This window comes from Pseudomonas sp. TAA207, assembly GCF_001529285.1.
In the GTDB taxonomy this organism is placed as follows: domain Bacteria; phylum Pseudomonadota; class Gammaproteobacteria; order Pseudomonadales; family Pseudomonadaceae; genus Aquipseudomonas; species Aquipseudomonas weihenstephanensis.
Genome location: NZ_LLWJ01000072.1, coordinates 357894 through 379357, shown reverse-complemented (window position 1 = coordinate 379357; position 21464 = coordinate 357894). Strand labels below are relative to the sequence as shown.

Here is a 21464-nt window from a genome sequence, read left to right as displayed (position 1 = left end):
CTGCGACAGACGGCCAGCCCGAACAGGATAGAAGTTTGCCCGGTTTGAGCCAGCACCCTAGAATGCGCCGATGCGCGATGATCTCTCTCTCTTGTTAAATTCCCTCAACGATGCCCAACGTCAGGCCGTCACGGCCAGTGTCGGGCGTCAGTTGGTTCTGGCCGGCGCAGGTTCCGGCAAAACCCGTGTGCTGGTGCACCGTATCGCCTGGTTGATCCAGGTCGAAAACGCGTCCCCCCACTCCGTACTCTCGGTGACATTCACCAACAAGGCCGCTGCCGAGATGCGTCACCGCATCGAGCAGCTGATGGGTATCAACCCGGCCGGTATGTGGGTTGGCACCTTCCACGGGCTGGCGCACCGCCTGCTGCGTGCCCATTGGCAAGAAGCCGGGTTGAGCCAGACCTTCCAGATTCTGGACAGCGATGATCAGCAACGCTTGGTCAAGCGTGTGATTCGTGAACTGGGGCTAGACGAACAACGCTGGCCAGTGCGTCAGGCGCAGTGGTTTATCAACGGTCAAAAAGACGAAGGTCTGCGTCCACAACACATCCAGGCCAGTGGCGATTTGTTCCTGGCCACCATGCGCAGCATTTACGAAGCCTATGAGGCCGCCTGCCAGCGCGCAGGCGTGATCGACTTCTCTGAGTTGCTGTTACGCGCGCTGGACCTGTGGCGCGATAACCCGGGCTTGCTCGCGCATTACCAAAAACGCTTCCGGCACATTTTGGTCGACGAGTTTCAGGACACCAACGCCGTTCAATATGCCTGGCTGCGATTGCTGGCCCAGGGTGGAGACAGCCTGATGGTGGTCGGCGACGACGACCAATCCATCTACGGCTGGCGCGGCGCGAAAATTGAAAACATTTACCAGTACTCCACGGACTTCCCGGACGCCGAAACCATTCGTCTGGAGCAGAACTACCGCTCCACTGCCGGCATTCTCAAAGCCGCCAACGCCCTGATCGCCAACAACACCGGGCGCATGGGTAAAGAGCTGTGGACCGATGGCGGCGACGGCGAAGCAATCAATTTGTATGCCGCCTTCAACGAGCACGACGAAGCCCGCTACGTGGTCGAAACCATTGAGAGTGCGCTTAAAACCGGCCTTGCTCATAAAGACATCGCTATTTTGTACCGCTCCAACGCCCAATCGCGGGTACTCGAAGAGGCGCTGCTGCGCGAGCGCATTCCGTACCGTATTTATGGGGGCCAGCGCTTCTTCGAACGGGCTGAAATCAAAAACGCGATGGCCTACATGCGCCTTCTCGAAGGCCGTGGGAATGATGCTGCGCTAGAGCGGGTGATTAACGTCCCGGCTCGCGGTATTGGCGAAAAAACAGTCGAAGCGATTCGTGAACACGCACGCCACAGCGACGTGTCGATGTGGGAATCGATGCGCCAGTTGATTGCCAACAAAGCGCTGCCTGGCCGCGCGTCAGGCGCCATCACAGGTTTTGTTGAACTGATCGAGAACCTCGCGGCAAAAGTCATGGAGATGCCGCTGCATCTGATGACTCAAACCGTGATCGAGCAAAGCGGACTGATTGCTTACCATCAGGCAGAAAAAGGCGAAAAAGGCCAGGCCCGGGTAGAAAACCTTGAGGAACTGGTCAGCGCCGCCCGTAACTTCGAGAGCAACGAAGAGGACGAGGAGCTGACGCCGCTGGCCGCGTTCCTGGGTCATGCATCGCTGGAAGCCGGTGACACGCAAGCCGAAGAGCATGAAGACGGTATCCAGCTGATGACGCTGCACAGCGCCAAAGGTCTGGAGTTCCCGTATGTGTTTTTGGTGGGGATGGAAGAAGGTCTGTTCCCGCACAAGATGAGCCTGGAAGAGCCGGGGCGTCTTGAAGAAGAACGCCGCCTTGCCTACGTGGGCATCACCCGCGCCATGCAAAACCTGGTCATGACCTATGCTGAAACCCGACGCCTTTACGGCAGCGAAACCTACAACAAGGTTTCGCGCTTCGTACGTGAAGTGCCAAAAGGGCTGATTCAAGAAGTGCGCTTGTCCAACAGCGTCAGTCGCCCTTTCGGCGGCGGTCAACAGCAAAACACCAGCACCCTGTTTGGCGGTTCGGAGATCCCGGAAACCGAATTCAAACTGGGACAGATGGTCAAGCATGCGGTATTCGGTGAAGGCGTGATCCTCAACTTCGAAGGTGCCGGCGCGCAGGCGCGGGTGCAGGTTAACTTCGACGAAGGCAGCAAGTGGCTGATGATGGGCTACGCCAAACTTGAGGCGGTCTGACAGCAACCCGACAGGCATCGGACGATAAGGTAGGCAATATAGGCTCAGACTTTGTTCTTTCTGGACAATCCGGGCTTTGTTGTCAGCCAACGTTGCAGCACTGAGGGCGAGCTCCAGGCCCGGGCCAGTCTTCATCCTGAAGCGTGGCCTCTCCCTCTGCTGTTATCCGTTTTCACGGCGGCGATACGAGCTGGCTTTTCGACGACCCCAAGGTGAACTACACGATATCGGGAACCGTCCTACTCATATTTAGGCAAAAGCCCGAAACATTTCACTGCTAGCCAGTCACACCTCACCTGTGCAACATGGCGCGCGTGTCATCCACAAATGGGAATTCCCTTTATGAAACGTTTTCTTAGCATCGCCATGGCGTTGTGCATCGGCTTGACGATGAGCCTCGACGCAAACGCCAAGCGCTTCGGCGGCGGTAAAAGCTTTGGTTCGGCCCCAAGCCACCAAACTCGCCAAGCCGCTCCTGCCTCTCCTGCCGCAGCCCCTGCTGCCGCCGGCGCAGCCGCAAAAGCCGGTGGTGCTTCTCGCTGGCTCGGCCCTCTGGCCGGCATCGCTGCTGGCGGCCTGCTCGCTTCCATGTTCATGGGCGGTGGCTTCCAGGGCATGCAAATCTTCGACATCCTGATCATGGCTGTCATCGCGTTCGTGATTTTCCGCTTTATCGCCGCTCGTCGCCGCAAGCAACAGGCTGACATGGCGCCAGCGGGTCACGCACCCATGCAGCGCGAAGTATTCGACGCCAAGCCTGCGCCAACATCAATCTTCGGCGGCGGTGCTTCAGCGGCGCCAGCACGCCCGGTGATCAACGCCCCGGCGTGGTTCAACGAGCAGAGCTTTCTTGAAGCCGCGCGTAACCATTTCCAGTCCCTGCAACAGCACTGGGATGCCAACGAAATGGATAAAATCGCCGAGTTCGTTACCCCGCAAATGCTCGATTTCCTCAAGCGTGAGCGCGCGGATCTGGGTGATGGCTTCAACTCAACCTACATCGATAACCTGACCGTTCAGCTGGACGGCCTGGATGATCGCGCCGACAAAACCATCGCGACCCTGACTTTCAGCGGCCTCTCGAAAACGTCGCGTTTTGACCAAGGCGAAACCTTCAGCGAGAGCTGGAACATGGAACGCGCTCAAGGCGAAAACCAACCTTGGCTTGTAGCCGGTATCCGTCAGAACGGCTGATCCCTGCGCTCCACACGCAACACCCAAAGCCCCGGACTTGTCCGGGGCTTTGCATTTCACGATTGCACTTATAACGAGCTACTGTATAAAGCGCGTCATATAAACCGCGCCATAGAGTATGAGGATTGAGGTCGTGGAAGAGATCATCGAAGAACTGCGTGAAAAGAACGAACCTGTGCCTGTTCCTCTGGAACTGCCTGATGACGATCAACTGGTGGAAATCGAAGAACAACTGTTCATCGACATCCCCTTTGTGTTCAAAGAGTTTCTGCTGACCGTCAGCGACGTGGTGTATGGCAGCCTGGAACCGGTCACCGTGACCGACCCACAATCCCATACCTACCTGCCAGATGTCGCAGCTACCGCATGGGATGCTGGCGTCCCACGTGAGCTGATCCCGATTTGTCAGGACGGCGACGACTATTACTGCGTGGAAGAAGATGGCACCGTGGTGCTGTGGTCCGCAGAAGAAGAGTTGGTGACCGAAGAAACCTGGGAATCGGTCTGGCACTGGGCACGGGATGTCTGGCTGGAAAGCTGATTTTCTTTTGTAGGAGCGAGCTTGCTCGCTCCTACAAAAACTCAGGACAGTGCCGCTAGTGCCCTGTCTCCTTGTGATTGTCCAGCGTCTCCAACAGCGCAACTTGCATGCGCGTGTGGATGCGCACAAACCAGCGCCACAACACTGCCGCCACTCCCGCCGCCACGACCGCAATCACGATCAGCAATTCATTGGTCGGCAAGATGCTGGCAGACAATGCCGACAGCAATAAAAAAATCACCAGTAGCGACAAGATCGGAATCACCTCAGCGATCACCCGGCGCACGCGTTGCGTGTGACGCCCCGCCATTTCGGGTTTAACCCCCATCTCCGCCAAGAGCATCGACAGCGCCTTGAGCTTGCGATATGCCGCGATCAGGAACGGTAACGACAACAGTAAGGCAGCGCCCCAAATCAAGCCGTTTTGCCAGCTCGATTTCATCACCCAGCCCTGTAAATAATCTGCAATGCGGGGGGCGAAATACCCGCCCGCAAAGAAAATCGCGATAACCAACGCCAGATTGACGCCTACCTGTAGCAGGATTTTTCTGATCATCGCCGCCAATAAAGCACCCTCGCCCTGGGGCTGGATGCTCCTCAGCCACTCGCCATACAAAGCAAAAACCCGCGACACCCGATTTGGCATGACCTGCGCCAGCTTGAGCGAAAGCGGATCTGCGGCACGAATCAAGTAAGGCGTCATCAAGGTCGTCAGCACAGACACAGCAACCGCCACGGGGTACAGGAAGCTGCTGGTGACCTGCAAGGTCATGCCCAGTGCCGCGATGATGAACGAAAACTCTCCGATCTGAGAGAGGCCCATCCCGACTCTCAGAGAGGTGCGTCCATCATTACCGGCGATAAAAGCACCTAACCCACAGGACAGCATCTTGCCCAGTACCACTGCACAGGTGATGACGACAATGGGTAAGGCGTATTCCCACAAGATGGCGGGATCGAGCATCAAACCGATGGCGACAAAAAAGATCGCGCTGAACAAATCGCGCACAGGCTCGATCAGCCTTTCGATGTTCAGCAGTTGCCGTGATTCAGCCATGATCGCGCCGATTAAAAATGCGCCCAGGACCATGCTGTATTCCAGCTTGACCACCAGCAGGCAAAAACCAAAACACAGCCCGAGCACGGTAATCAGCAGCATTTCATTGCTTTCAAACTTGGCCACATAGGCCAAAACGCGTGGCACCAGCAAGATACCGATGACCAGCGCCACAATCATGAACAACGACAGCTTGCCAACGGTGGAGAACACTTCTTCCGGGCTGACGCTGCCGCTGACGGCAATGCTCGACAGCAACGCAATGATGCCGATGCCCAGAATGTCTTCAACGATCAGCACACCGAAAATCAGCTGCGCAAAGCGCTCGTTTTTCATTTTCAGGTCATTGAGCGCTTTAACGATGATGGTGGTCGATGAAATGGCCAAAATGGCGCCCAAAAACAGCGAATCCATCGTGTTCCAGTCGAACCATCGGCCAATTTCATAGCCGATCCAGATCATCAGGGTGATTTCCATGAATGCCGCAATAAAGGCCGTGGCACCCACTTTGAATAACTTGCGCAGGCTGAACTCCAGCCCCAGGCAGAACATCAAAAAAATAACCCCCAGCTCAGCCAGGGTTTTGATGGTTTCTTCGTCATGAATCAGACCGAATGGCGGCGTGTGCGGGCCAATAATAAAACCCGCCACGATGTAACCCAGCACCACGGGCTGTTTAAAACGGTGAAAAAGAATAGTCACCACACCTGCGACCAACATGATGACTGCCAGATCCTGAATAAAGCTGATGGCATGCATGGCGTGTCGCCTCCTTGTGTGGGTGCTGCCCGACAACAGAACGACAGACACAGCGAGTCTCGCAGTATGTATCGACTGTTTTAAGTGTAGGAAATACCCGTCAAACGGGCTTTGGCAGGTTAACACCGGGACTTAACGCAGAAAGGCGGCGCAATATATGGAAACATGTACGCCAGAGCGTGACGACAGCCCAAACGGTAGCGTCCCGTTCCTGTCTGTTTCAAAAAATCGAAAAGTATCCACAGAGATACCCATTTCACTGCTGCAACACTACCGCGAGCCTGCTGCTATGGAACCCGGAAACGCCCAACTGTCGATGACGGTCTTGATGACCCCGGACATGGCCAATTTTTCTGGCAATGTTCACGGCGGAACCCTGCTCAAATACCTCGACGAAGTCGCCTACGCGTGCGCCAGCCGCTATGCCGGGCGTTATGTGGTCACTTTGTCCGTGGACCAGGTTATTTTTCGTGAGCCGATTCATGTCGGCGAGCTGGTGACCTTTCTGGCCTCGGTCAATTACACCGGCAACACGTCGATGGAAGTGGGGATCAAAGTCGTCACTGAAAACATTCGTGAGCGCTCGGTGCGCCACACCAACAGCTGTTTTTTCACGATGGTGGCAGTGGACGACGACCGCAAACCGGCGACTGTTCCGCCTTTGCAACCCGTTAACAGCGAAGACAAACGCCGCTTTATTCAAGGCAAACAGCGTCGCCAGATCCGCCAGGAGCTGGAAAAACGCTATCGGGAATTGAAAGACGAAACCGTCTAGGCCTTTTGCCACCGGTCCAGCATCGCGCAGATAAAACGTGTCGCTGACGAGGAGTGCGAGGCTGCGTCCAGCGGCGCAGCCGTGGTAAACCATTCAACGCAGTGCCTCAGACACACCGCACTCATCCGGTTTACGACCGCTTCGCGCCCGAGCAGCCTTGTGCCTCGGCAGCGCCTACAGGGCTCGACGATGCCCCTAGGGCAAGGATTACAGGTTGATCGGCGTAGCCTCAAAGCGCACACGCGGGTGAGCAATACGGTCTTGAGCACGCACCAATTGCAGCTCGTAACTGGCACATGCCTGGGTTTCGAGCAGCACTTCATGCACCGCCGATGCCGCAAATTCAAATGCGGCCACCAGGCTGTCTCCCAACAGTACCCGTGCCAGGAATAAGCCGGACGTCAGGTCACCCACGCCTACAGGCTGGCGCGGAAACGCTAATAACGGGCGGCGCAGGTGCCAGCTCCCGTCATTCGTCACCAGCAACATCTCAAAACTTTCTTCAGGCTTGCCGGGGTATGACAGGTGCTTGACCAGTACCGCTTTGGGCCCGCGTGCCAGCATGCTGCGCGCCATCGCCAGGCAATCGAACAGCGATTGCGGATGGCGACCACAGAAGCTGTCCAGTTCCAGCTGGTTAGGACACAGAAAATCCGCTACTGCGGCCGCCTCATTCAGCAGAAAATCACTGACTTCGTACGGCACGATGCAGCCTTTCTCCGGGTGCCCCATAACGGGGTCGCACAGGTAAAGCGCATTGGGGTTAACCGCCTTAATGCGCGCGACCCCGCTGAGGATGGCCCGACCCTGTGCCGCGCTACCCAAATAGCCAGATAACACTGCATCGCAGTTACCCAGTTCGCCAATCGCGGCAATACCGTCAACCAGCGCAGGAATTTGCTCAGGGGCCAGCACTTCGCCAGTCCACTGACCATACTGAGTGTGGTTCGAGAACTGAACCGTGTTCAAGGGCCATACATTTACACCCACGCGCTGCATAGGAAATACGGCTGCGCTGTTGCCGGCATGGCCGAAAACCACGTGGGATTGGATAGCAAGTAAGTGAGGCGTACGTTTCATGCCGGATTCCAGACTGCGGGTGGATTCAAGCCACGCAGTATGCGACGAAAAGCAACCTGTACGACAGGCTGAAGACGCAGTTAAGCTGAGCCTATTCTGTTGGAGCCCACGTCATGCTGACCCTTGGAAATATGTTTGTGCTGATGCTACTGGCCACTGCTGCTGCCTGGCTGTGGCACAACCACGGTATGCGCGAGCGAGCGCTGGAGCGCGTCAAACAGCACTGCAACAAGCTCGACATCGAATTGCTCGATGAAAACGTGGCCCTCAAGAAAATCGGATTCATTGCGGACGCCAAGGGCAATCGACGCTTGGCCCGTGTGTATAACTTTGAGTTCACCGTCACCGGCGATCAACGCCATGCTGGCACCATCACTCAATTTGGTGCCCACAGCGCGAAGATCGAGCTGGCACCCTACCCGTTCCAAGCACAACCTGAGCCTGAGCATCGCGACATCCCCAGCGCAAAAATCATAGAGCTGAGCCAATGGCGCCAGGAGCACACCAAACCGCCCCAGTGATGAATCTCGAGGAGCGCTCCCTGCCTGAGCGCCTCTTTCTCGCCTTTTTTAGTTCCCCTGTGGATAACTTTTCGTAAAACCCGCCAAAAGCGCTGAAACCTTTGAAATAGACACTTCAATGAGGTTAAAACAGATGGCAAAAACAAGGATTGTAGGACAACTTTACCAGTACAAAATGGCGTATTAATCCAAAATCAGCCCCGAAATCGATCAGGGCCGACAGCTCATTCAGCAAGTGCGCCCGCGTTAACCGTGAATGCCTACAGGGGATGAATGAGGCAGTCTTGCAGCCCTTTTTTGAGTGAATTCAGATCCTGAGGGCTTTCGAAGATCAATTCAATGCGCGAATCGGTGCGCCACTCGCTGGCTTTCCAGGATTGGAGGCTGTTTTCGAGGCAATTGACTGAAAACCACCCTGAGGGCGCATGCACAACGAGCTTGGCGCGCAGCCAGTTCAGCCCCTGAAGCCAATGATTGAGCAGCACCAGGTCAAATAGCAGTGAGGCGTGCCATTTCCAGCCAATACTCCACGCCTCAGGCTGCTGTTGCGTCATCACGAAAGGGGTCTGCGGGTCAGAAAAAACGCTTAGTACTGAATTAAAATCCTTATAAATCAATGAGTTATCCACAGCATGAATATCGCTCATAGTGGCTACAGGCAGCGTATTTAGCGGCATGTAGCCCTGCTCGGTCCATAAAACAGGGCACTTTGGCAGGCTGCATGCAATCTGCTCACGTTGCTCATTTTGGACACTATTAGATTTATTCATGACCACTAAACCGGCCATTTTCAAGGCTTCTTGTTGGGTTGCAGGCACCGGTTTACCCAAGGCTAACGCCTCGGCATCCAGCACTATTACGCACGGCTGCAAGGCTAAAACACCTAACCAGGGCGCAGCGCTGAGCTGCTTGAGGATTTGTGCAGGATGCCCGAGACCCGAAGGCTCAATGAATAAGCGATCAGGCTTTGCCTGACGTAACAGACGGCTCAAACCAATCTGAAAAGGCGCACCGTTCACGCAACAGACACAGCCGCCCGCGACTTCAGTAATAGCGATTGCATCACCGCTTTGGCCCATCAAAGCAGCATCCAGACCTATTTGACCGAACTCATTCACCAGTACCGCCCAACGTTCGTGCACAGGTTTCTGGGCCATCAGGTGTTGAATCAGACTGGTTTTGCCTGCGCCCAGCGGCCCGGCGATCACATGTGTAGGAATGTTGTGCAGCATCATCAAACGCTTCTGTAGGGATTGAAGGTTGCAATATGCCTCAGGCCAGCCAATCCAGGGTCAAAATCAGCCGTCGTTCGCCGGCTTGCAGCGCAGGCGAACGATGGATCAACCCTGCACCCTCGTTGCCTTGCCACTTTTCGCCTTTAAGCAGCGCCACATCTCCCGTGTTCAGTTGCTTAATCAACGCTGCATGCGTCGGCTCTGCCTGCGCCTGGCCCAGTTGCTGACGTGCCATCACGCCCTCGGCGAGCCACTGACTGCCCTGCCCTGCGTAGGTGGTGATCAGGCGGGCTGGCACATGATCAACGTGAAAGCGTGGGCACATGGCCTTATCCAAGGCCCTGAGACGCAGCCCAATGCGTTTGGCGCCTAACAAACAAGCGTAGGCGCTGACCAACCAGGCAACATCCGCCATGAAGCTTTCATAGCCTTCCAAATCGTTGAACCTGTGGGCAAGCCCATGAAGGTTGGGCTGAGTGTTTTCATCGTTCATTTCCAGGCTCAAGGCATCCGCCAAAGGCTCATCCAACGACAGCAGTAAATCGCTGAAATCAGCTATATGCACAGGCAAGTGGCGCTGCCAGACGGCCAAATTGACGTCTTCATCCAGTACGCGCGTGAGGATGTGGGGAGTGGCCCCACAGACCTGTTTTATCGTCATGTTTGGGCTGCAAGCGAAGGCATTCATCAGGCGGCCACCTCGTCATACCAGCCACCAAACGGGTCGCTCATCTGCTGCCAGCCCTCTACACCCAAGGCCATCTCTTCATCAGTCAACAGGCAGGAATCGAGTTCATGTGTGAGCTGATTGAAGTCGATATGTTGGCCAATAAAGACCAATTCCTGACGACAGTCAGCGGTGTCGGGCAGCCATTTTTTGAGGATTTCGGCCTTGGCATCTGCCTCTTGCGGCCACTGATCACGGGGTACAAATCGCCACCAGCGCCCGGCATATCCATAGCGCATTAAACCGCCCGCCTGTGACCAACTGCCAGCTTCCTGGTACTTGCTGGCCAACCAGAAAAAACCCTTGGAGCGCAGCAATTTACCGTTCGTCCACGGTCGATCAATAAAATTAAAAAAACGTTCCGGGTGAAAAGGTCGACGTGCCCGGTAAGCCGTCGAGGCAATGCCATATTCTTCGGTTTCAGGCACATGTTCACCGCGCAGTTCTTGCAACCAGCCCGGCGCTTGAGCTGCACGCTCGAAATCAAAACGCCCCGTATCCAGAATTTTATTCAGCGGGACTTCACCCATGACCATTGCAATGATTTCAGCCTGAGCATTCAGTCGTTGAAGAATGGCCATCAATTCCTGACGCTCAACACGGCTGATGAGGTCTATTTTGCTGACCAAAATAACGTCGGCAAACTCGATTTGTTCGATTAAAAGATCAGTGATCGAGCGCTCATCTTCCTCCCCCAATGTCTCACCGCGCGTGCCAAGGCTTTCGGCGGCCTGGTAATCGTGTAAAAAATTCAGGCCATCAACGACAGTGACCATCGTATCGAGGCGCGCGATGTCGGCCAGGCTTTGGCCCTCGTCGTCTCGAAACGTGAAGGTTTCTGCGACAGGCAGCGGTTCAGAAATGCCTGTGGACTCGATCAATAAATAATCAAATCGACCTTCCTTGGCCAGTTTGCTGACCTCTTCCAGCAAGTCTTCACGCAGGGTGCAGCAAATGCAGCCATTGCTCATTTCGACCAATTTTTCTTCTGCCCGGTTCAGGCTCACATCGCGCTGAACCTGGGCACCATCAATATTGATTTCACTCATGTCATTCACGATGACCGCGACGCGCAAGTTGTCGCGGTTACGCAGAATGTAATTGAGCAGGGTGCTTTTTCCTGCACCGAGAAAACCAGACAGCACTGTCACGGGTAGACGATTAGGCATGGAAGTTCCTCATCAGGGTCGGCAGGTCAAAGCGCCCGCTTGTGGGGGCGATGATCAAATCGCCACGAATGATACATTATAACAATACAAAGCATTAGAATTGTTATCTTGTAACGCTACCCTCTTCCCCCTGGATGAAATCTTTTATGAACGCCCTTACTCTCCCCGACATTGCCTCACAAAACGCCCGACAAACTGTTCCGCTGGAATGGGTCGGCATGTGCGGCATTGCGCTGCCTGTTGTGATAAATGGTCAGCGTTTAGCCGCAACCGCCGATGCCGGTGTCAGCCTTGATGACGGCGAGGCACGTGGCATCCATATGTCGCGCTTATATTTAGCGCTCGAAGTTTTAGATTCGCAGGCTCTGAACCCGCTACTTTTGAAGAAAATTTTGCAGCAGTTTTTGGACTCGCATGACGATTTATCCATCTGTGCCTACCTAAGAATCCACACGCAGGTGCTGTTGAAACGACCCGCATTAGTCAGCGCATTAAGTGGATGGAAGAGCTATCCAGTCAGCATCGAAGCTTCACTGAAAAATGGAATGTTCCACGTGGAACTAAAAATCGACGTGGACTATTCATCCACTTGCCCTTGTTCAGCCGCGTTAGCACGCCAACTTATCCAACAACAATTTGTCGATGACTTCGCGAACAAACCACTCCATCACGCCGAAGTGTTGACATGGCTTGGCAGTACTCAAGGCATTGTGGCTACCCCGCATAGCCAGAGAAGCACGGCTCACTTGCAGCTGCATCTCGGTCGCGAGCTGCAAAGTTTTCCGATCAACAACATCATTGATGAAGCAGAAACAGCCCTGGGCACAGCAGTACAAACAGCCGTAAAACGCGCAGACGAACAAGCCTTCGCATTAGCCAATGGGCAAAATTTAATGTTTTGTGAGGATGCTGCGCGACGCTTGAATGTCGTGCTGAAAAGTACAGCGGGGATAAAAGGCTTCAACCTTAAGGTGGTGCATGCCGAGAGTTTGCACAGCCACGATGCGGTGGCTGAGAGTCGCTGGAATTGGCGAAATGCCTAGAGGGCGATCCGCGTACTGATGGGCCCAGTGCGCGGACAGTTTGAATCATGTACGAGGTTTGACGGTTCCACAGTTTTGGCCCAGCCATACCGCACGGGTATCCATGCTGCCTTTTTGCTGAACACCCGTGGCGTTGAACGTGCCGTTTACTTGGGAACTAAACTCTCTGTCGCTGGCAAATGTGGCAACCCCTGCGCCTTGGACTTTTGGGCAACTAAAGCGAAACTTCCACTGATTTCCACTACGCTCAGTGATCTGCTGATTACAACCGGACTTCGGATCTGTCAGCGGGATTGCATCTGATTTGACCTGCTCAGGCGTCAGGCATACCCGCACACCTTTACCCCCAACGGTGATCCCTTGGTTTTCCAATTGCGCCTGTTGCTCCGGGGACAACATGGTTTGCAATTGGCCCAACATCACTTGCAGGTCAGGAAGCTGTTGGCCATCGACTTGCATATTGCTGGTGGTCAGCTCCCAAAGACCCGGTTGCAGCATTTGGGCTTGAGCCACAGGTATCGATAAACCACAGGCCATGAGCAGCCCAAGCAGACGAACATTCATCAAGTAGCTCCTACGCATATGTGGGGGTTAGACGTTGAAAAACAGCAAGCGTTGCATCAGCAAACATTTAGGGACATTCATTGCACAACGTGGTCTTTTAGTACGCAGCGTCACACATTGAGGAGCAAGGATACGCATGGATTATCTCGGCCCGCACGTTTTCGGTTATCTGATTTTATTGATCCACACCTTGGGTTTGATTGCCGCCGTGCACGCGGTATTAACCGTGAGAACCGCTCAAGGTGCAATTGCCTGGGCCATGTCATTGTTCTTCATTCCCTACTTCACGCTCATCCCATATTTGATTTTTGGCCGTAGCACCTTCGACGATTACATCCGCGCCAGACGTCAGGCCAATCAGGAAATGCGTGAAGCCATCGCAGATCTGGACTGGCGACCTTGGGTCGAGGAAGCCCTTGCCGCACGTAACTCAAAGGCCTACACCTCCTTGCGCGCGATGCCCAGGTTAGGCCGCATGCCGTGCCTGGCGAACAATCAGGTGAGCTTACTGATTAATGGCACAGCGACCTTCAACGCTATTTTTGAAGCCATCCGCACCGCCGAACAGGTGGTCCTGGTGCAGTTTTTTATCATTCATGACGATGACCTTGGAATGAAACTGCATGCCCTGCTGCTCGAAAAAGCGGCTCAAGGGGTGCAGGTGTATGTGTTGTACGACAGCATTGGCAGTCATTCTTTGCCCAATAGTTATTCCGAATCATTGCGTGCGGGGGGCGTTCAAGCGCAAGCATTTGCCACCCGCGGCGGCTGGATCAGTCGCTTTCAGGTCAACTTTCGTAACCACCGCAAAGTGGTTGTGGTGGATGGTGTGAAAGGGTTTGTCGGCGGGCATAACGTTGGCGATGAATACTTGGGAGCCAAACCGCCTCTGTCTCCGTGGCGCGATACCCACGTCGAGGTCTGCGGGCCGGTGGTGGCTTGCCTGCAAGAGTCGTTCGCCGAAGACTGGTTCTGGGCTGCGCGCAAACTACCGCCGTTGATCCTGCCGCAGGCTTACCCGGAAGGCGGTGTACTGTGCCAATTTCTAGCCAGCGGGCCAGCCGATCCGTACGAAACCTGCTCACTGTTTTTTGTTGAAGCCATCCATGCCGCCACTGAACGGGTGTGGATAACAACGCCTTACTTCGTGCCGGATGAAGCGGTTTTTTCCGCATTGAGGCTTGCCGTGTTGCGCGGGGTGGATGTACGCATCCTCATTCCCTCACGGCCCGACCATAAAATTGTGTATGCGGCCTCCAGCCTGTATGCATTCGAGGCGGTGCGTGCTGGGGTGAAAATGTTCCGCTACCAGCCAGGGTTCATTCATCAGAAGGTTGTGCTGGTCGACAACGAAATCAGTGCAGTCGGCAGCGCCAATATGGACAACCGCTCGTTCCGCCTGAACTTTGAAGTGATGCTGCTGACGGTCGACGAAGCGTTTGCCCGCGAAGTCGAACATATGCTGCTGGACGACTTTGCCCTGGCGCGTGAAATCACCGAAGACGACATCAAAACCACGCACCGTTTGCAGCAACTTGGCATGCGTGTGGCGCGCCTGGTTTCGCCTGTTCTATAAAAAAGGGCCGTGTCACTGAGTGACACGGCCCTTTGACGATCACCGAAATCTCGACCGTTCAACGATAAATATCGGCCCTCGTCGATGGCAGCTCAAGCGAACCGTCGGCATATGGTTTGGCGGCGAGGATCTGATGGATGTTGATCCAGCCACGCGCAAACGCATACGCGCAGCCAGCAAGGTACAGACGCCAAATCCTTAATGTCTGCTCTGGCACTTGCTTGGCAGCCGCCTCAAGGTTTTGTTCAAGGCGCTGACTCCAATGCTCCAGCGTGCGCGCGTAATGCAAACGCAGACTCTCGACATCGACCACTTCCAGTCCAGCCTCGCTGATGTGTGCACTGATCATCGACAAGTGCGGTAATTCGCCGTTAGGAAACACATAGCGCTCGATAAACTCCCCCGCACCGCGACCCACTTGGCGCCCGTCGGTGTGTTTGGCAGTAATGCCGTGGTTCATCACCAAACCACCTTCGCGCACTGCGTTGAACAATACTTGGCAGTACTCTCGCAGGTTGGCGTGGCCGACGTGCTCAAACATCCCCACGCTGACAATTTTGTCGAAGCGGCCATCTTGTGGCAGGTCACGGTAGTCGAGCAGTTGCAAATCGACCTTGTCTTGCAGACCTTCTGCCTTGACCCGCTCTTGAGCCAACGCGAGTTGCTCTTTGCTCAGGGTGATACCAAACACCTTGACCCCGAATTCGCGTGCTGCAAAACGTGCCAACCCGCCCCAGCCACAGCCGACATCCAGCAAGTACTCACCTGGCTTGAGCCGAAGTTTTCGGCACAAGTGGCGAAACTTGGCTTGCTGAGCTTCATCCAGGCTCTCTTCACCGGTCTCAAAATACCCGCAGGAATAGACCATCTCGCGGTCCAGCCATAACTGATAGAAGGCGTTGGACAGGTCGTAATGGTAGGAAATGGACGCTGCGTCCGTTGCCTTGTCGTGGTAGTTGCGCGCGGGTGTGCTGTCATCATCCTCGTCGAGCAACGCTTGGCTGAGTTCATCGCACACGCGTACGACTTCGCTGATTGACCCTTCAGCCAGTTCCAGTCGACCTTCGACGAACGCACTGCCCAACAAGTCGAGACTGGGATGCATGAACTCAGAAACGATCTTCGGATCCTTGACCACAATGGTCACGCTGGGGGTTGGCCCCAGATCCAGTTCATGTCCATCCCAGAGCTTCAGGCGAAGTGGAATTTTAAGATTCTGTAAAGCTGGTGGCAGTTGCGCGAGCATCAGTCATCCTCCCTCATTTCAGACGTCAAAAAATAAGGGTAGTCGATTAACGCAAACTGTCAGCCTCACGGGCTAGAAGGTATGGGCTAGAGCGGATGAAACCTTTTTTAAGTTGTACCGCAAGGCCACACCGACTCAGGCGAAAACAGGTCTATAAAAAACGCCAGACCCCACGCGACGAGGCTTAAACCCGCCAGTCCAGCCCCCAACCGATGCAGCTGAGAAGCCTGAGCACTCGCGCGTTGAAAACGAGGAAGGGATTCAAGGCCACCCTCCTCGACCTCTAAATCGACATGTATGAACGCTCTCACTTCTGAGATATGTAGTTGCGATATAACAGAAGTGGTGAAACTTTCGTCGACCCGGCGCAATCTTCTTTTTTGGAAAAGATCGCGCCGAGGCACGATTACTGCGGGTGAGTGATCAACTGTTTGGCCAGTGCTTCGAAGGCCGGAATGGTCACAGGATCATTGGCCGAGTTGCTGGCAATCGGATTGGAGGCGAACCGCACGATCACCATTTCAGCTTTCGGATCGATGTAAATCCGTTGACCGTATACACCGCGGGCCATAAAGGCTCCGTCCGGGTTATGCGTCACCCACCACATGTTGCGGTAACTGCCGCCTTTGAGCTGGTCATAACCGGCTTGGGCAAACGCCTGTTTGTCACCGCCTGCTCGAATATCATCCACCACGGCTTTAGGGACGATTTGCTGGCCCAAGTACTTGCCGTCATTGCGAATCATCTCGCCAAAGCGGGCCAAATCCCGCAGCCCTGCATTCAAACCACCGCCCGCAAACGGGGTGCCGATGGAGTCGACGGTGAAGTAGGCATCTTGTTCGGCGCCCACACGCTGCCAGATTCTTTCTGACAACAACTGCGCAACATTACGCCCAGTCACACGGGCAATCACCCAGCCCAATACATCGCTGTTCACGGTTTTGTAGGCGAACGCTTTACCGTGCTCACCTGACGGCTGCACGGTTTGCAGGTACTCCATGTACGTTTGCGGTCCGGTGTAGTCCGCAGGTTTTGGCAGCGGATTACCGGCCATTGCGTGTTGCCAGACTTCAGCGTTGGGATCTGCATAGTCCTCGCTGAATTTGAGCCCGGTGGTCATGTCGAGCACTTGGCGCAAGGTGGCATTGGCAAACGCTGACTTGGCCAACTCGGGGATGTAATCGACGATTTTTTTATTGGCATCCAGCGTGCCATCCGCCACTAACATCGCTCCCATCGTGCCTACCACTGACTTGGTGACCGACATCGCTGCGTGCTGCTTTTGTGGATTCAACACACCAAAATAGCGTTCGTACACCACCTTGCCGCGATGCAAGACCACAATGCCATCCGTGTAATTGGCCGCCAGCGATTGCTCCCACGTCATGGGCTTACTGGCACCGGTCGGGGTAAACGTCAGCGCGTCGATGTCCTTACGTAATGCACGATTCAGCGGCACCGGGGCGCCCAAGCCACGCGACACATTGGTCGTGGGCATCAATTGACGGAAGTTTGAAACACTCCAGCGCATGGCCGGAAACTTGAAATAACTGCCATCGGCAAAACGAATAATTCGATCAGGCGGCGGCGGAGAACCAACCATCCATCCCATCTTGGCGGGGTCACTGGCAGCGGCATCCGGGTATGTGGTGTCGGCTGCACAGGCAATGGAAGACGCCAGGCAAGAGAGCAGAAAAGCACTGGCGCGAGCGGGTTTTGAAAAAAACTTAAGCATGTAAAAGCCCCATGAAAGGAACGTAACATTGGCCCAGTACTGAATTGAATGTTCCCTTTTCGATTCATGGCCGCACGCCACCTTGCGCGATAAGAAGGACTTTGCATAGCCAAAATAGACCTTCTTCACGCCACGCCAGCAACGGCGTTCAATCGGGTCTTTTACCAGTTAAATGGATTTGGCATCGGGATGCTCCTCTGTAAGGTTCATCTTCACCCTACAGTGGCGCGTACTTCAGCCGTCTCAAAAAACAAAATTCACCTTTTGATTTTTTGCACCAGCGCTTCCAACTGATGGAAATCGTTTTGGGTGTTTCTGTCTTTGCACCAGATCATGTCCAGGGTGAAGGTCGGAAAACCTGGCGGTGGCTTTAAGACTTTTATCTGGTCCGGCACTTTCAACGTGCTTAATACGTGCGTGGGCACGGCGATCAACGCAGGCACCGAAAGCAAAATATTGACCCCGGCGTGATAGGAGTTGGCTCGCGTCATGATTGTGCGACTGCGGCCCTGTTTACTCAGCCAGTCATCCACCATGTTTTTTTCAGACAACCACGGCGTCGGAAATACCTGCGGTGTCTCGCAGAATTCGTTGAGGTCCAAGGTGGTTTTGGCCTGGTGCTTGTGCACGCTGGACAGGCACACAAAAGAATCGTCCCCCAGGCTTTGGTAACTCAAGAGAGGGTGCAACTGATGATAACCAGGACCGAAACCGAAGCAGACATCGGTTTCACCGGCTAACAACTGACTGATGGGCAGATCCTGACCCAAGCGGCTCACACTCAATGACCAATTGCGACCGGCTTCACGGATGTGCTGCAACAACGCAGGCAACATCAAGATTTCAAAATACTCGGGCGCCGTGATATTCCACTGACGCACGGAGGGCGCCTGCGCAACGCCTTCTTTCGCACATTGATTGATGCACTGCACCATGCTTTGCAAGTACGGCTTCATCGCCAATACGCGCGCTGTTGGCTGCATCGCCCCTTCTGTGTTTTCAAACAATGTGTCGTCAAAGCAATGCCGCAGCTTCTTCAAGCTGTAGCTGATACTCGACTGACTCACGTTCAATATTTCCGAAACCCGCTTTGCACTCCTGTTTTCAATCAGCAGCAAAACGATGGAAAGGTCCTGCATATCCAATTGTTTTAATGCGTTGCTATGAAACATGCCTTTTCCTTATGGCCGTTGCCCGCAGGCCAGTAACGATTCGACCCGCATGGGCGGGTCGAAAGGTTAACGTTTTATCAATCCGGTGATGTTTATTCCACTGTCACGGACTTCGCCAGGTTACGCGGTTGGTCGACGTCGGTGCCTTTCAATACGGCCACGTAGTACGACAACAATTGCAGCGGCAGCGTGTAAAGGATGGGCGCCAATACATCGTGGATGTGCGGCATGTTGATCACATGCGTGCCTTCGCCATTGGTCATGCCCGCTTGCTCATCTGCAAACACAATCAGTTCACCGCCACGGGCGCGCACTTCTTGCAGGTTGGATTTCAGTTTTTCCAGCAGCTCGTTGTTGGGGGCCACCGTGACCACCGGCATGTCGCTGTCTACCAGCGCCAATGGACCGTGCTTCAACTCACCCGCCGGGTAGGCTTCGGCATGGATGTACGAAATTTCTTTGAGCTTAAGCGCTCCTTCCATCGCTACCGGGAACTGAGCACCACGGCCGAGGAACAAGGTGTGGTGTTTATCAGCGAACAATTGCGCGACTTTTTCAACCGTGGTGTCCATTGCCAGCGCTTCGCCCAAACGAGCTGGCAGTCGACGCAATTCTTCAACCAACTGGGCTTCGACACCCGCTTCCAGGGTGCCACGCACCTGACCTAATGACAGGGTCAGCAGCAGCAAACCGACTAATTGAGTGGTGAAGGCTTTGGTGGATGCCACACCAATTTCACGCCCTGCCTGGGTAAGCAAGGTCAGATCAGACTCACGTACCAGCGAACTGATGCCGACGTTACAAATAGCCAGGCTGCCAAGGAAACCCAGCTCTTTGGCGTTGCGCAATGCCGCCAGGGTGTCAGCCGTTTCACCGGACTGCGAGATCGAAACAAACAAGGTATCGGGCTGAACCACCACTTTGCGATAACGGAACTCGCTGGCAACTTCGACCTGACACGGAATGCCGGCCAACGATTCCAGCCAATAACGCGCAACCATCCCCGCGTGGTAGCTCGTTCCGCAGGCAACGATCTGAACATTGCGCACCTTGGCGAACAGTTCAGCCGCTTGTGGGCCGAAAGCCTGAACCAGCACATGGTCCTGCCCTAAACGATTTTCCAGAGTGCGTTGCACAACAGCCGGTTGCTCGTGAATTTCTTTGAGCATGTAGTGACGGTACTCGCCTTTGTCGGCTGCTTCAGCACCATCGCTGTATTGCACCGCTTCACGCTGAACGCTTTGGCCGGTCACATCCCAGATTTGCACGCTGTCACGATGGATTTCAGCAATGTCGCCTTCTTCCAGGTACATGAAGCGATCCGTCACTTGGCGCAGAGCCAATTGGTCGGAAGCAAGGAAGTTTTCGCCCAGACCCAGGCCAATCACCAAAGGGCTACCGCTACGCGCTGCTACCAGACGATCCGGTTGCTTGGCGCTGATCACAGCCAAACCGTAGGCACCGTGCAATTCTTTGACGGTGGCTTTGAGCGCGGCCGTCAAATCGTTGTTGTCTTTGAGCTTGTGGTTAAGCAGGTGAGCAATGACTTCAGTGTCAGTGTCCGAGGTGAACACATAGCCCAAGCCTTTAAGTTGTTCGCGCAGGGCTTCATGGTTTTCGATGATGCCGTTATGCACCACAGCCAGGTCCGAACCCGAGAAGTGCGGGTGCGCATTGCGCTCGCAAGGTGCACCGTGCGTGGCCCAACGCGTGTGGGCAATACCCAGGCGTCCGACCAGCGGTTCACCGGCCAGGGCTTGTTCCAACTCAGCGACTTTGCCATTTCGGCGCATGCGCTCCAGTGTGCCGTTGTTTGTAAAAACAGCCACACCGGCGCTGTCATAGCCACGGTATTCAAGACGCTTCAGGCCTTCGAGCAGAATGGCCGTGATATTTCGTTCAGCGACTGCGCCAACAATTCCACACATAACGTTCTCCTAACTAAGTGCCGCGCATAACAAGGTTATGCCTCGGGCCTGAATCTGTTCGCGAGCGTCTTTTGGCAAGCGATCATCAGTAATAAGGGTATGGACGCTGCTCCAGGGCAGTTCCAGATTGGGTATTTTGCGGCCGATTTTGTCGGACTCGACCATGACAATGACTTCACGCGCGACTTCAGCCATAACCCGGCTCAGCCCCAGCAACTCATTGAAGGTGGTGGTGCCGCGTTGCAGGTCGATCCCGTCAGCGCCGATAAACAGTTGGTCGAAATCGTAAGAGCGCAGCACTTGCTCCGCCACTTGGCCCTGAAAAGATTCGGAATGCGGATCCCAGGTGCCACCCGTCATCAACAACACCGGCTCGTGCTCAAGTTCAGTGAGGGCATTGGCGACATGCAACGAGTTGGTCATGACCACCAGGCCAGGTTGCTGGCCTAACTGAGGAATCATCGCCGCGGTGGTACTGCCACTGTCGATGATGATGCGTGCGTGTTCTTTGATCAGTGCCACAGCAGCACGAGCGATCGCTTGTTTATAAGCAGACACCGGCTGAGTGGGGTCTATCACCAACTCTTGGGGCAAGGTAATAGCGCCGCCATAACGACGCAGCAGCAGGCCATTACTTTCGAGTGCTGCCAAGTCCTTGCGAATCGTAACCTCTGAAGTTTCGAAACGTTTGGCCAGTTCATCCACACTGACTTCACCTTGCTCAGTAAGCAGGGCAAGAATGTTGTGTCTGCGTTGAGGCGTATTGCGCTTGGACATAACGACCTAAGTTTCGTTTCGAAAGATAACGAAAGCAATGAAACCCGATCTCAAAATTTTCGTCAACAAAAAACTCCATACGCGCGGTTGTGCATAACTTTTCATGACAAG

Annotated in this window: 18 protein-coding genes; 7 read left to right on the top strand and 11 right to left on the bottom strand. The window is 54.7% G+C overall.

Features of this window, described 5'->3' with window-relative positions; translation table 11 throughout:
• Window positions 1-70: 70 nt before the first annotated feature.
• From uvrD to AP059_RS21465, 3 genes are all read left to right on the top strand, one after another.
• A complete protein-coding gene (gene uvrD, locus AP059_RS21475; protein ID WP_059766124.1) occupies window positions 71-2254 on the top strand; it encodes a DNA helicase II in 2184 nt (727 codons plus the stop codon).
• A 342-nt stretch (window positions 2255-2596) separates the two neighbouring features.
• Window positions 2597-3448 carry a Tim44 domain-containing protein gene (locus tag AP059_RS21470; RefSeq protein ID WP_048363745.1) on the top strand — a complete coding sequence of 284 codons (852 nt, stop codon included), beginning with the start codon at window positions 2597-2599 and terminating at the stop codon, window positions 3446-3448.
• A 133-nt stretch (window positions 3449-3581) separates the two neighbouring features.
• A complete protein-coding gene (locus tag AP059_RS21465; protein ID WP_048402655.1) occupies window positions 3582-3989 on the top strand; it encodes an SMI1/KNR4 family protein in 408 nt (135 codons plus the stop codon).
• A gap of 55 nt (window positions 3990-4044) precedes the next feature.
• On the opposite strand, the gene AP059_RS21460 is transcribed toward AP059_RS21465, so the two are convergent.
• Window positions 4045-5805 carry a cation:proton antiporter gene (locus AP059_RS21460; protein ID WP_059766122.1) on the bottom strand — a complete coding sequence of 587 codons (1761 nt, stop codon included), beginning with the start codon at window positions 5803-5805 and terminating at the stop codon, window positions 4045-4047.
• Between the two features lie 289 nt (window positions 5806-6094).
• Between AP059_RS21460 and AP059_RS21455 the strand changes: the two genes are divergently transcribed.
• On the top strand, window positions 6095-6580 hold the full coding sequence (locus tag AP059_RS21455) for an acyl-CoA thioesterase (RefSeq protein ID WP_059766119.1): 486 nt from the start codon (window positions 6095-6097) through the stop codon (window positions 6578-6580).
• Window positions 6581-6787: 207 nt separating this feature from the next.
• On the opposite strand, the gene pdxY is transcribed toward AP059_RS21455, so the two are convergent.
• Complete coding sequence (gene pdxY, locus AP059_RS21450) at window positions 6788-7660, bottom strand: pyridoxal kinase PdxY (RefSeq protein ID WP_048402659.1); 873 nt, start codon at window positions 7658-7660, stop codon at window positions 6788-6790.
• A gap of 113 nt (window positions 7661-7773) precedes the next feature.
• On the opposite strand from pdxY, the gene AP059_RS21445 reads away from it, so the two are divergent.
• Window positions 7774-8181, top strand: a complete 408-nt coding sequence (locus tag AP059_RS21445) for a DUF3301 domain-containing protein (protein WP_059766117.1) — start codon at window positions 7774-7776, stop codon at window positions 8179-8181.
• 260 nt (window positions 8182-8441) lie between these two features.
• Here AP059_RS21445 and AP059_RS21440 read toward each other — a convergent pair whose 3' ends face one another.
• The 3 genes from AP059_RS21440 to zigA are packed head-to-tail and all read right to left on the bottom strand — an operon-like array spanning window position 8442 to window position 11312.
• Complete coding sequence (locus AP059_RS21440; RefSeq protein ID WP_059766220.1) at window positions 8442-9413, bottom strand: CobW family GTP-binding protein; 972 nt, start codon at window positions 9411-9413, stop codon at window positions 8442-8444.
• A 40-nt stretch (window positions 9414-9453) separates the two neighbouring features.
• On the bottom strand, window positions 9454-10077 hold the full coding sequence (locus AP059_RS21435) for a DUF1826 domain-containing protein (protein WP_371260642.1): 624 nt from the start codon (window positions 10075-10077) through the stop codon (window positions 9454-9456).
• 26 nt (window positions 10078-10103) lie between these two features.
• Window positions 10104-11312 (bottom strand): zinc metallochaperone GTPase ZigA, encoded by a 1209-nt coding sequence (gene zigA / locus AP059_RS21430; RefSeq protein WP_059766112.1) that lies wholly within the window; start codon window positions 11310-11312, stop codon window positions 10104-10106.
• A gap of 146 nt (window positions 11313-11458) precedes the next feature.
• Here zigA and folE2 point away from each other — a divergent pair, with 146 nt between their 5' ends.
• A complete protein-coding gene (gene folE2 / locus AP059_RS21425) occupies window positions 11459-12355 on the top strand; it encodes a GTP cyclohydrolase FolE2 (protein ID WP_059766110.1) in 897 nt (298 codons plus the stop codon).
• A 45-nt stretch (window positions 12356-12400) separates the two neighbouring features.
• Here the strand turns inward: folE2 and AP059_RS21420 are convergent, their stop codons facing one another.
• Entirely contained in the window at window positions 12401-12919 is a 519-nt protein-coding gene (locus AP059_RS21420; RefSeq protein WP_059766108.1) for a DUF3617 domain-containing protein, read from the bottom strand.
• Window positions 12920-13055: 136 nt separating this feature from the next.
• Here AP059_RS21420 and cls point away from each other — a divergent pair, with 136 nt between their 5' ends.
• The gene (cls, locus tag AP059_RS21415; protein ID WP_059766106.1) at window positions 13056-14495 is read left to right on the top strand and encodes a cardiolipin synthase; all 1440 of its coding nucleotides are present in this window, start codon (window positions 13056-13058) and stop codon (window positions 14493-14495) included.
• Between the two features lie 58 nt (window positions 14496-14553).
• On the opposite strand, the gene cfaB is transcribed toward cls, so the two are convergent.
• From cfaB to AP059_RS21390, 5 genes are all read right to left on the bottom strand, one after another.
• Complete coding sequence (gene cfaB / locus AP059_RS21410) at window positions 14554-15741, bottom strand: C17 cyclopropane fatty acid synthase CfaB (protein WP_059766104.1); 1188 nt, start codon at window positions 15739-15741, stop codon at window positions 14554-14556.
• Between the two features lie 406 nt (window positions 15742-16147).
• A complete protein-coding gene (locus tag AP059_RS21405; RefSeq protein WP_059766101.1) occupies window positions 16148-17476 on the bottom strand; it encodes a serine hydrolase domain-containing protein in 1329 nt (442 codons plus the stop codon).
• Window positions 17477-17733: 257 nt separating this feature from the next.
• A complete protein-coding gene (locus AP059_RS21400) occupies window positions 17734-18615 on the bottom strand; it encodes a LysR family transcriptional regulator (RefSeq protein ID WP_256209974.1) in 882 nt (293 codons plus the stop codon).
• A 125-nt stretch (window positions 18616-18740) separates the two neighbouring features.
• Window positions 18741-20576: a glutamine--fructose-6-phosphate transaminase (isomerizing) gene (glmS, locus tag AP059_RS21395; RefSeq protein WP_059766096.1), complete on the bottom strand. Its 1836-nt coding sequence runs from the start codon at window positions 20574-20576 to the stop codon at window positions 18741-18743.
• Between the two features lie 9 nt (window positions 20577-20585).
• A complete protein-coding gene (locus AP059_RS21390; protein WP_059766094.1) occupies window positions 20586-21353 on the bottom strand; it encodes a DeoR/GlpR family DNA-binding transcription regulator in 768 nt (255 codons plus the stop codon).
• Window positions 21354-21464: the final 111 nt, after the last annotated feature.

Coding starts and splice junctions, on each gene's coding strand:
- cfaB (WP_059766104.1), bottom strand. CDS start 15,741: ATGCTCGCGCAACTGCCACCAGCTTTACAGAATCTTAAAATTCCACTT.
- cls (WP_059766106.1), top strand. CDS start 13,056: ATGGATTATCTCGGCCCGCACGTTTTCGGTTATCTGATTTTATTGATC.
- uvrD (WP_059766124.1), top strand. CDS start 71: ATGCGCGATGATCTCTCTCTCTTGTTAAATTCCCTCAACGATGCCCAA.
- AP059_RS21420 (WP_059766108.1), bottom strand. CDS start 12,919: ATGAATGTTCGTCTGCTTGGGCTGCTCATGGCCTGTGGTTTATCGATA.
- AP059_RS21460 (WP_059766122.1), bottom strand. CDS start 5,805: ATGCATGCCATCAGCTTTATTCAGGATCTGGCAGTCATCATGTTGGTC.
- pdxY (WP_048402659.1), bottom strand. CDS start 7,660: ATGAAACGTACGCCTCACTTACTTGCTATCCAATCCCACGTGGTTTTC.
- glmS (WP_059766096.1), bottom strand. CDS start 20,576: ATGTGTGGAATTGTTGGCGCAGTCGCTGAACGAAATATCACGGCCATT.
- AP059_RS21470 (WP_048363745.1), top strand. CDS start 2,597: ATGAAACGTTTTCTTAGCATCGCCATGGCGTTGTGCATCGGCTTGACG.
- AP059_RS21405 (WP_059766101.1), bottom strand. CDS start 17,476: ATGCTTAAGTTTTTTTCAAAACCCGCTCGCGCCAGTGCTTTTCTGCTC.
- zigA (WP_059766112.1), bottom strand. CDS start 11,312: ATGCCTAATCGTCTACCCGTGACAGTGCTGTCTGGTTTTCTCGGTGCA.
- folE2 (WP_059766110.1), top strand. CDS start 11,459: ATGAACGCCCTTACTCTCCCCGACATTGCCTCACAAAACGCCCGACAA.
- AP059_RS21440 (WP_059766220.1), bottom strand. CDS start 9,413: ATGCTGCACAACATTCCTACACATGTGATCGCCGGGCCGCTGGGCGCA.
- AP059_RS21445 (WP_059766117.1), top strand. CDS start 7,774: ATGCTGACCCTTGGAAATATGTTTGTGCTGATGCTACTGGCCACTGCT.
- AP059_RS21435 (WP_371260642.1), bottom strand. CDS start 10,077: ATGACGATAAAACAGGTCTGTGGGGCCACTCCCCACATCCTCACGCGC.
- AP059_RS21455 (WP_059766119.1), top strand. CDS start 6,095: ATGGAACCCGGAAACGCCCAACTGTCGATGACGGTCTTGATGACCCCG.
- AP059_RS21400 (WP_256209974.1), bottom strand. CDS start 18,615: ATGCAGGACCTTTCCATCGTTTTGCTGCTGATTGAAAACAGGAGTGCA.
- AP059_RS21390 (WP_059766094.1), bottom strand. CDS start 21,353: ATGTCCAAGCGCAATACGCCTCAACGCAGACACAACATTCTTGCCCTG.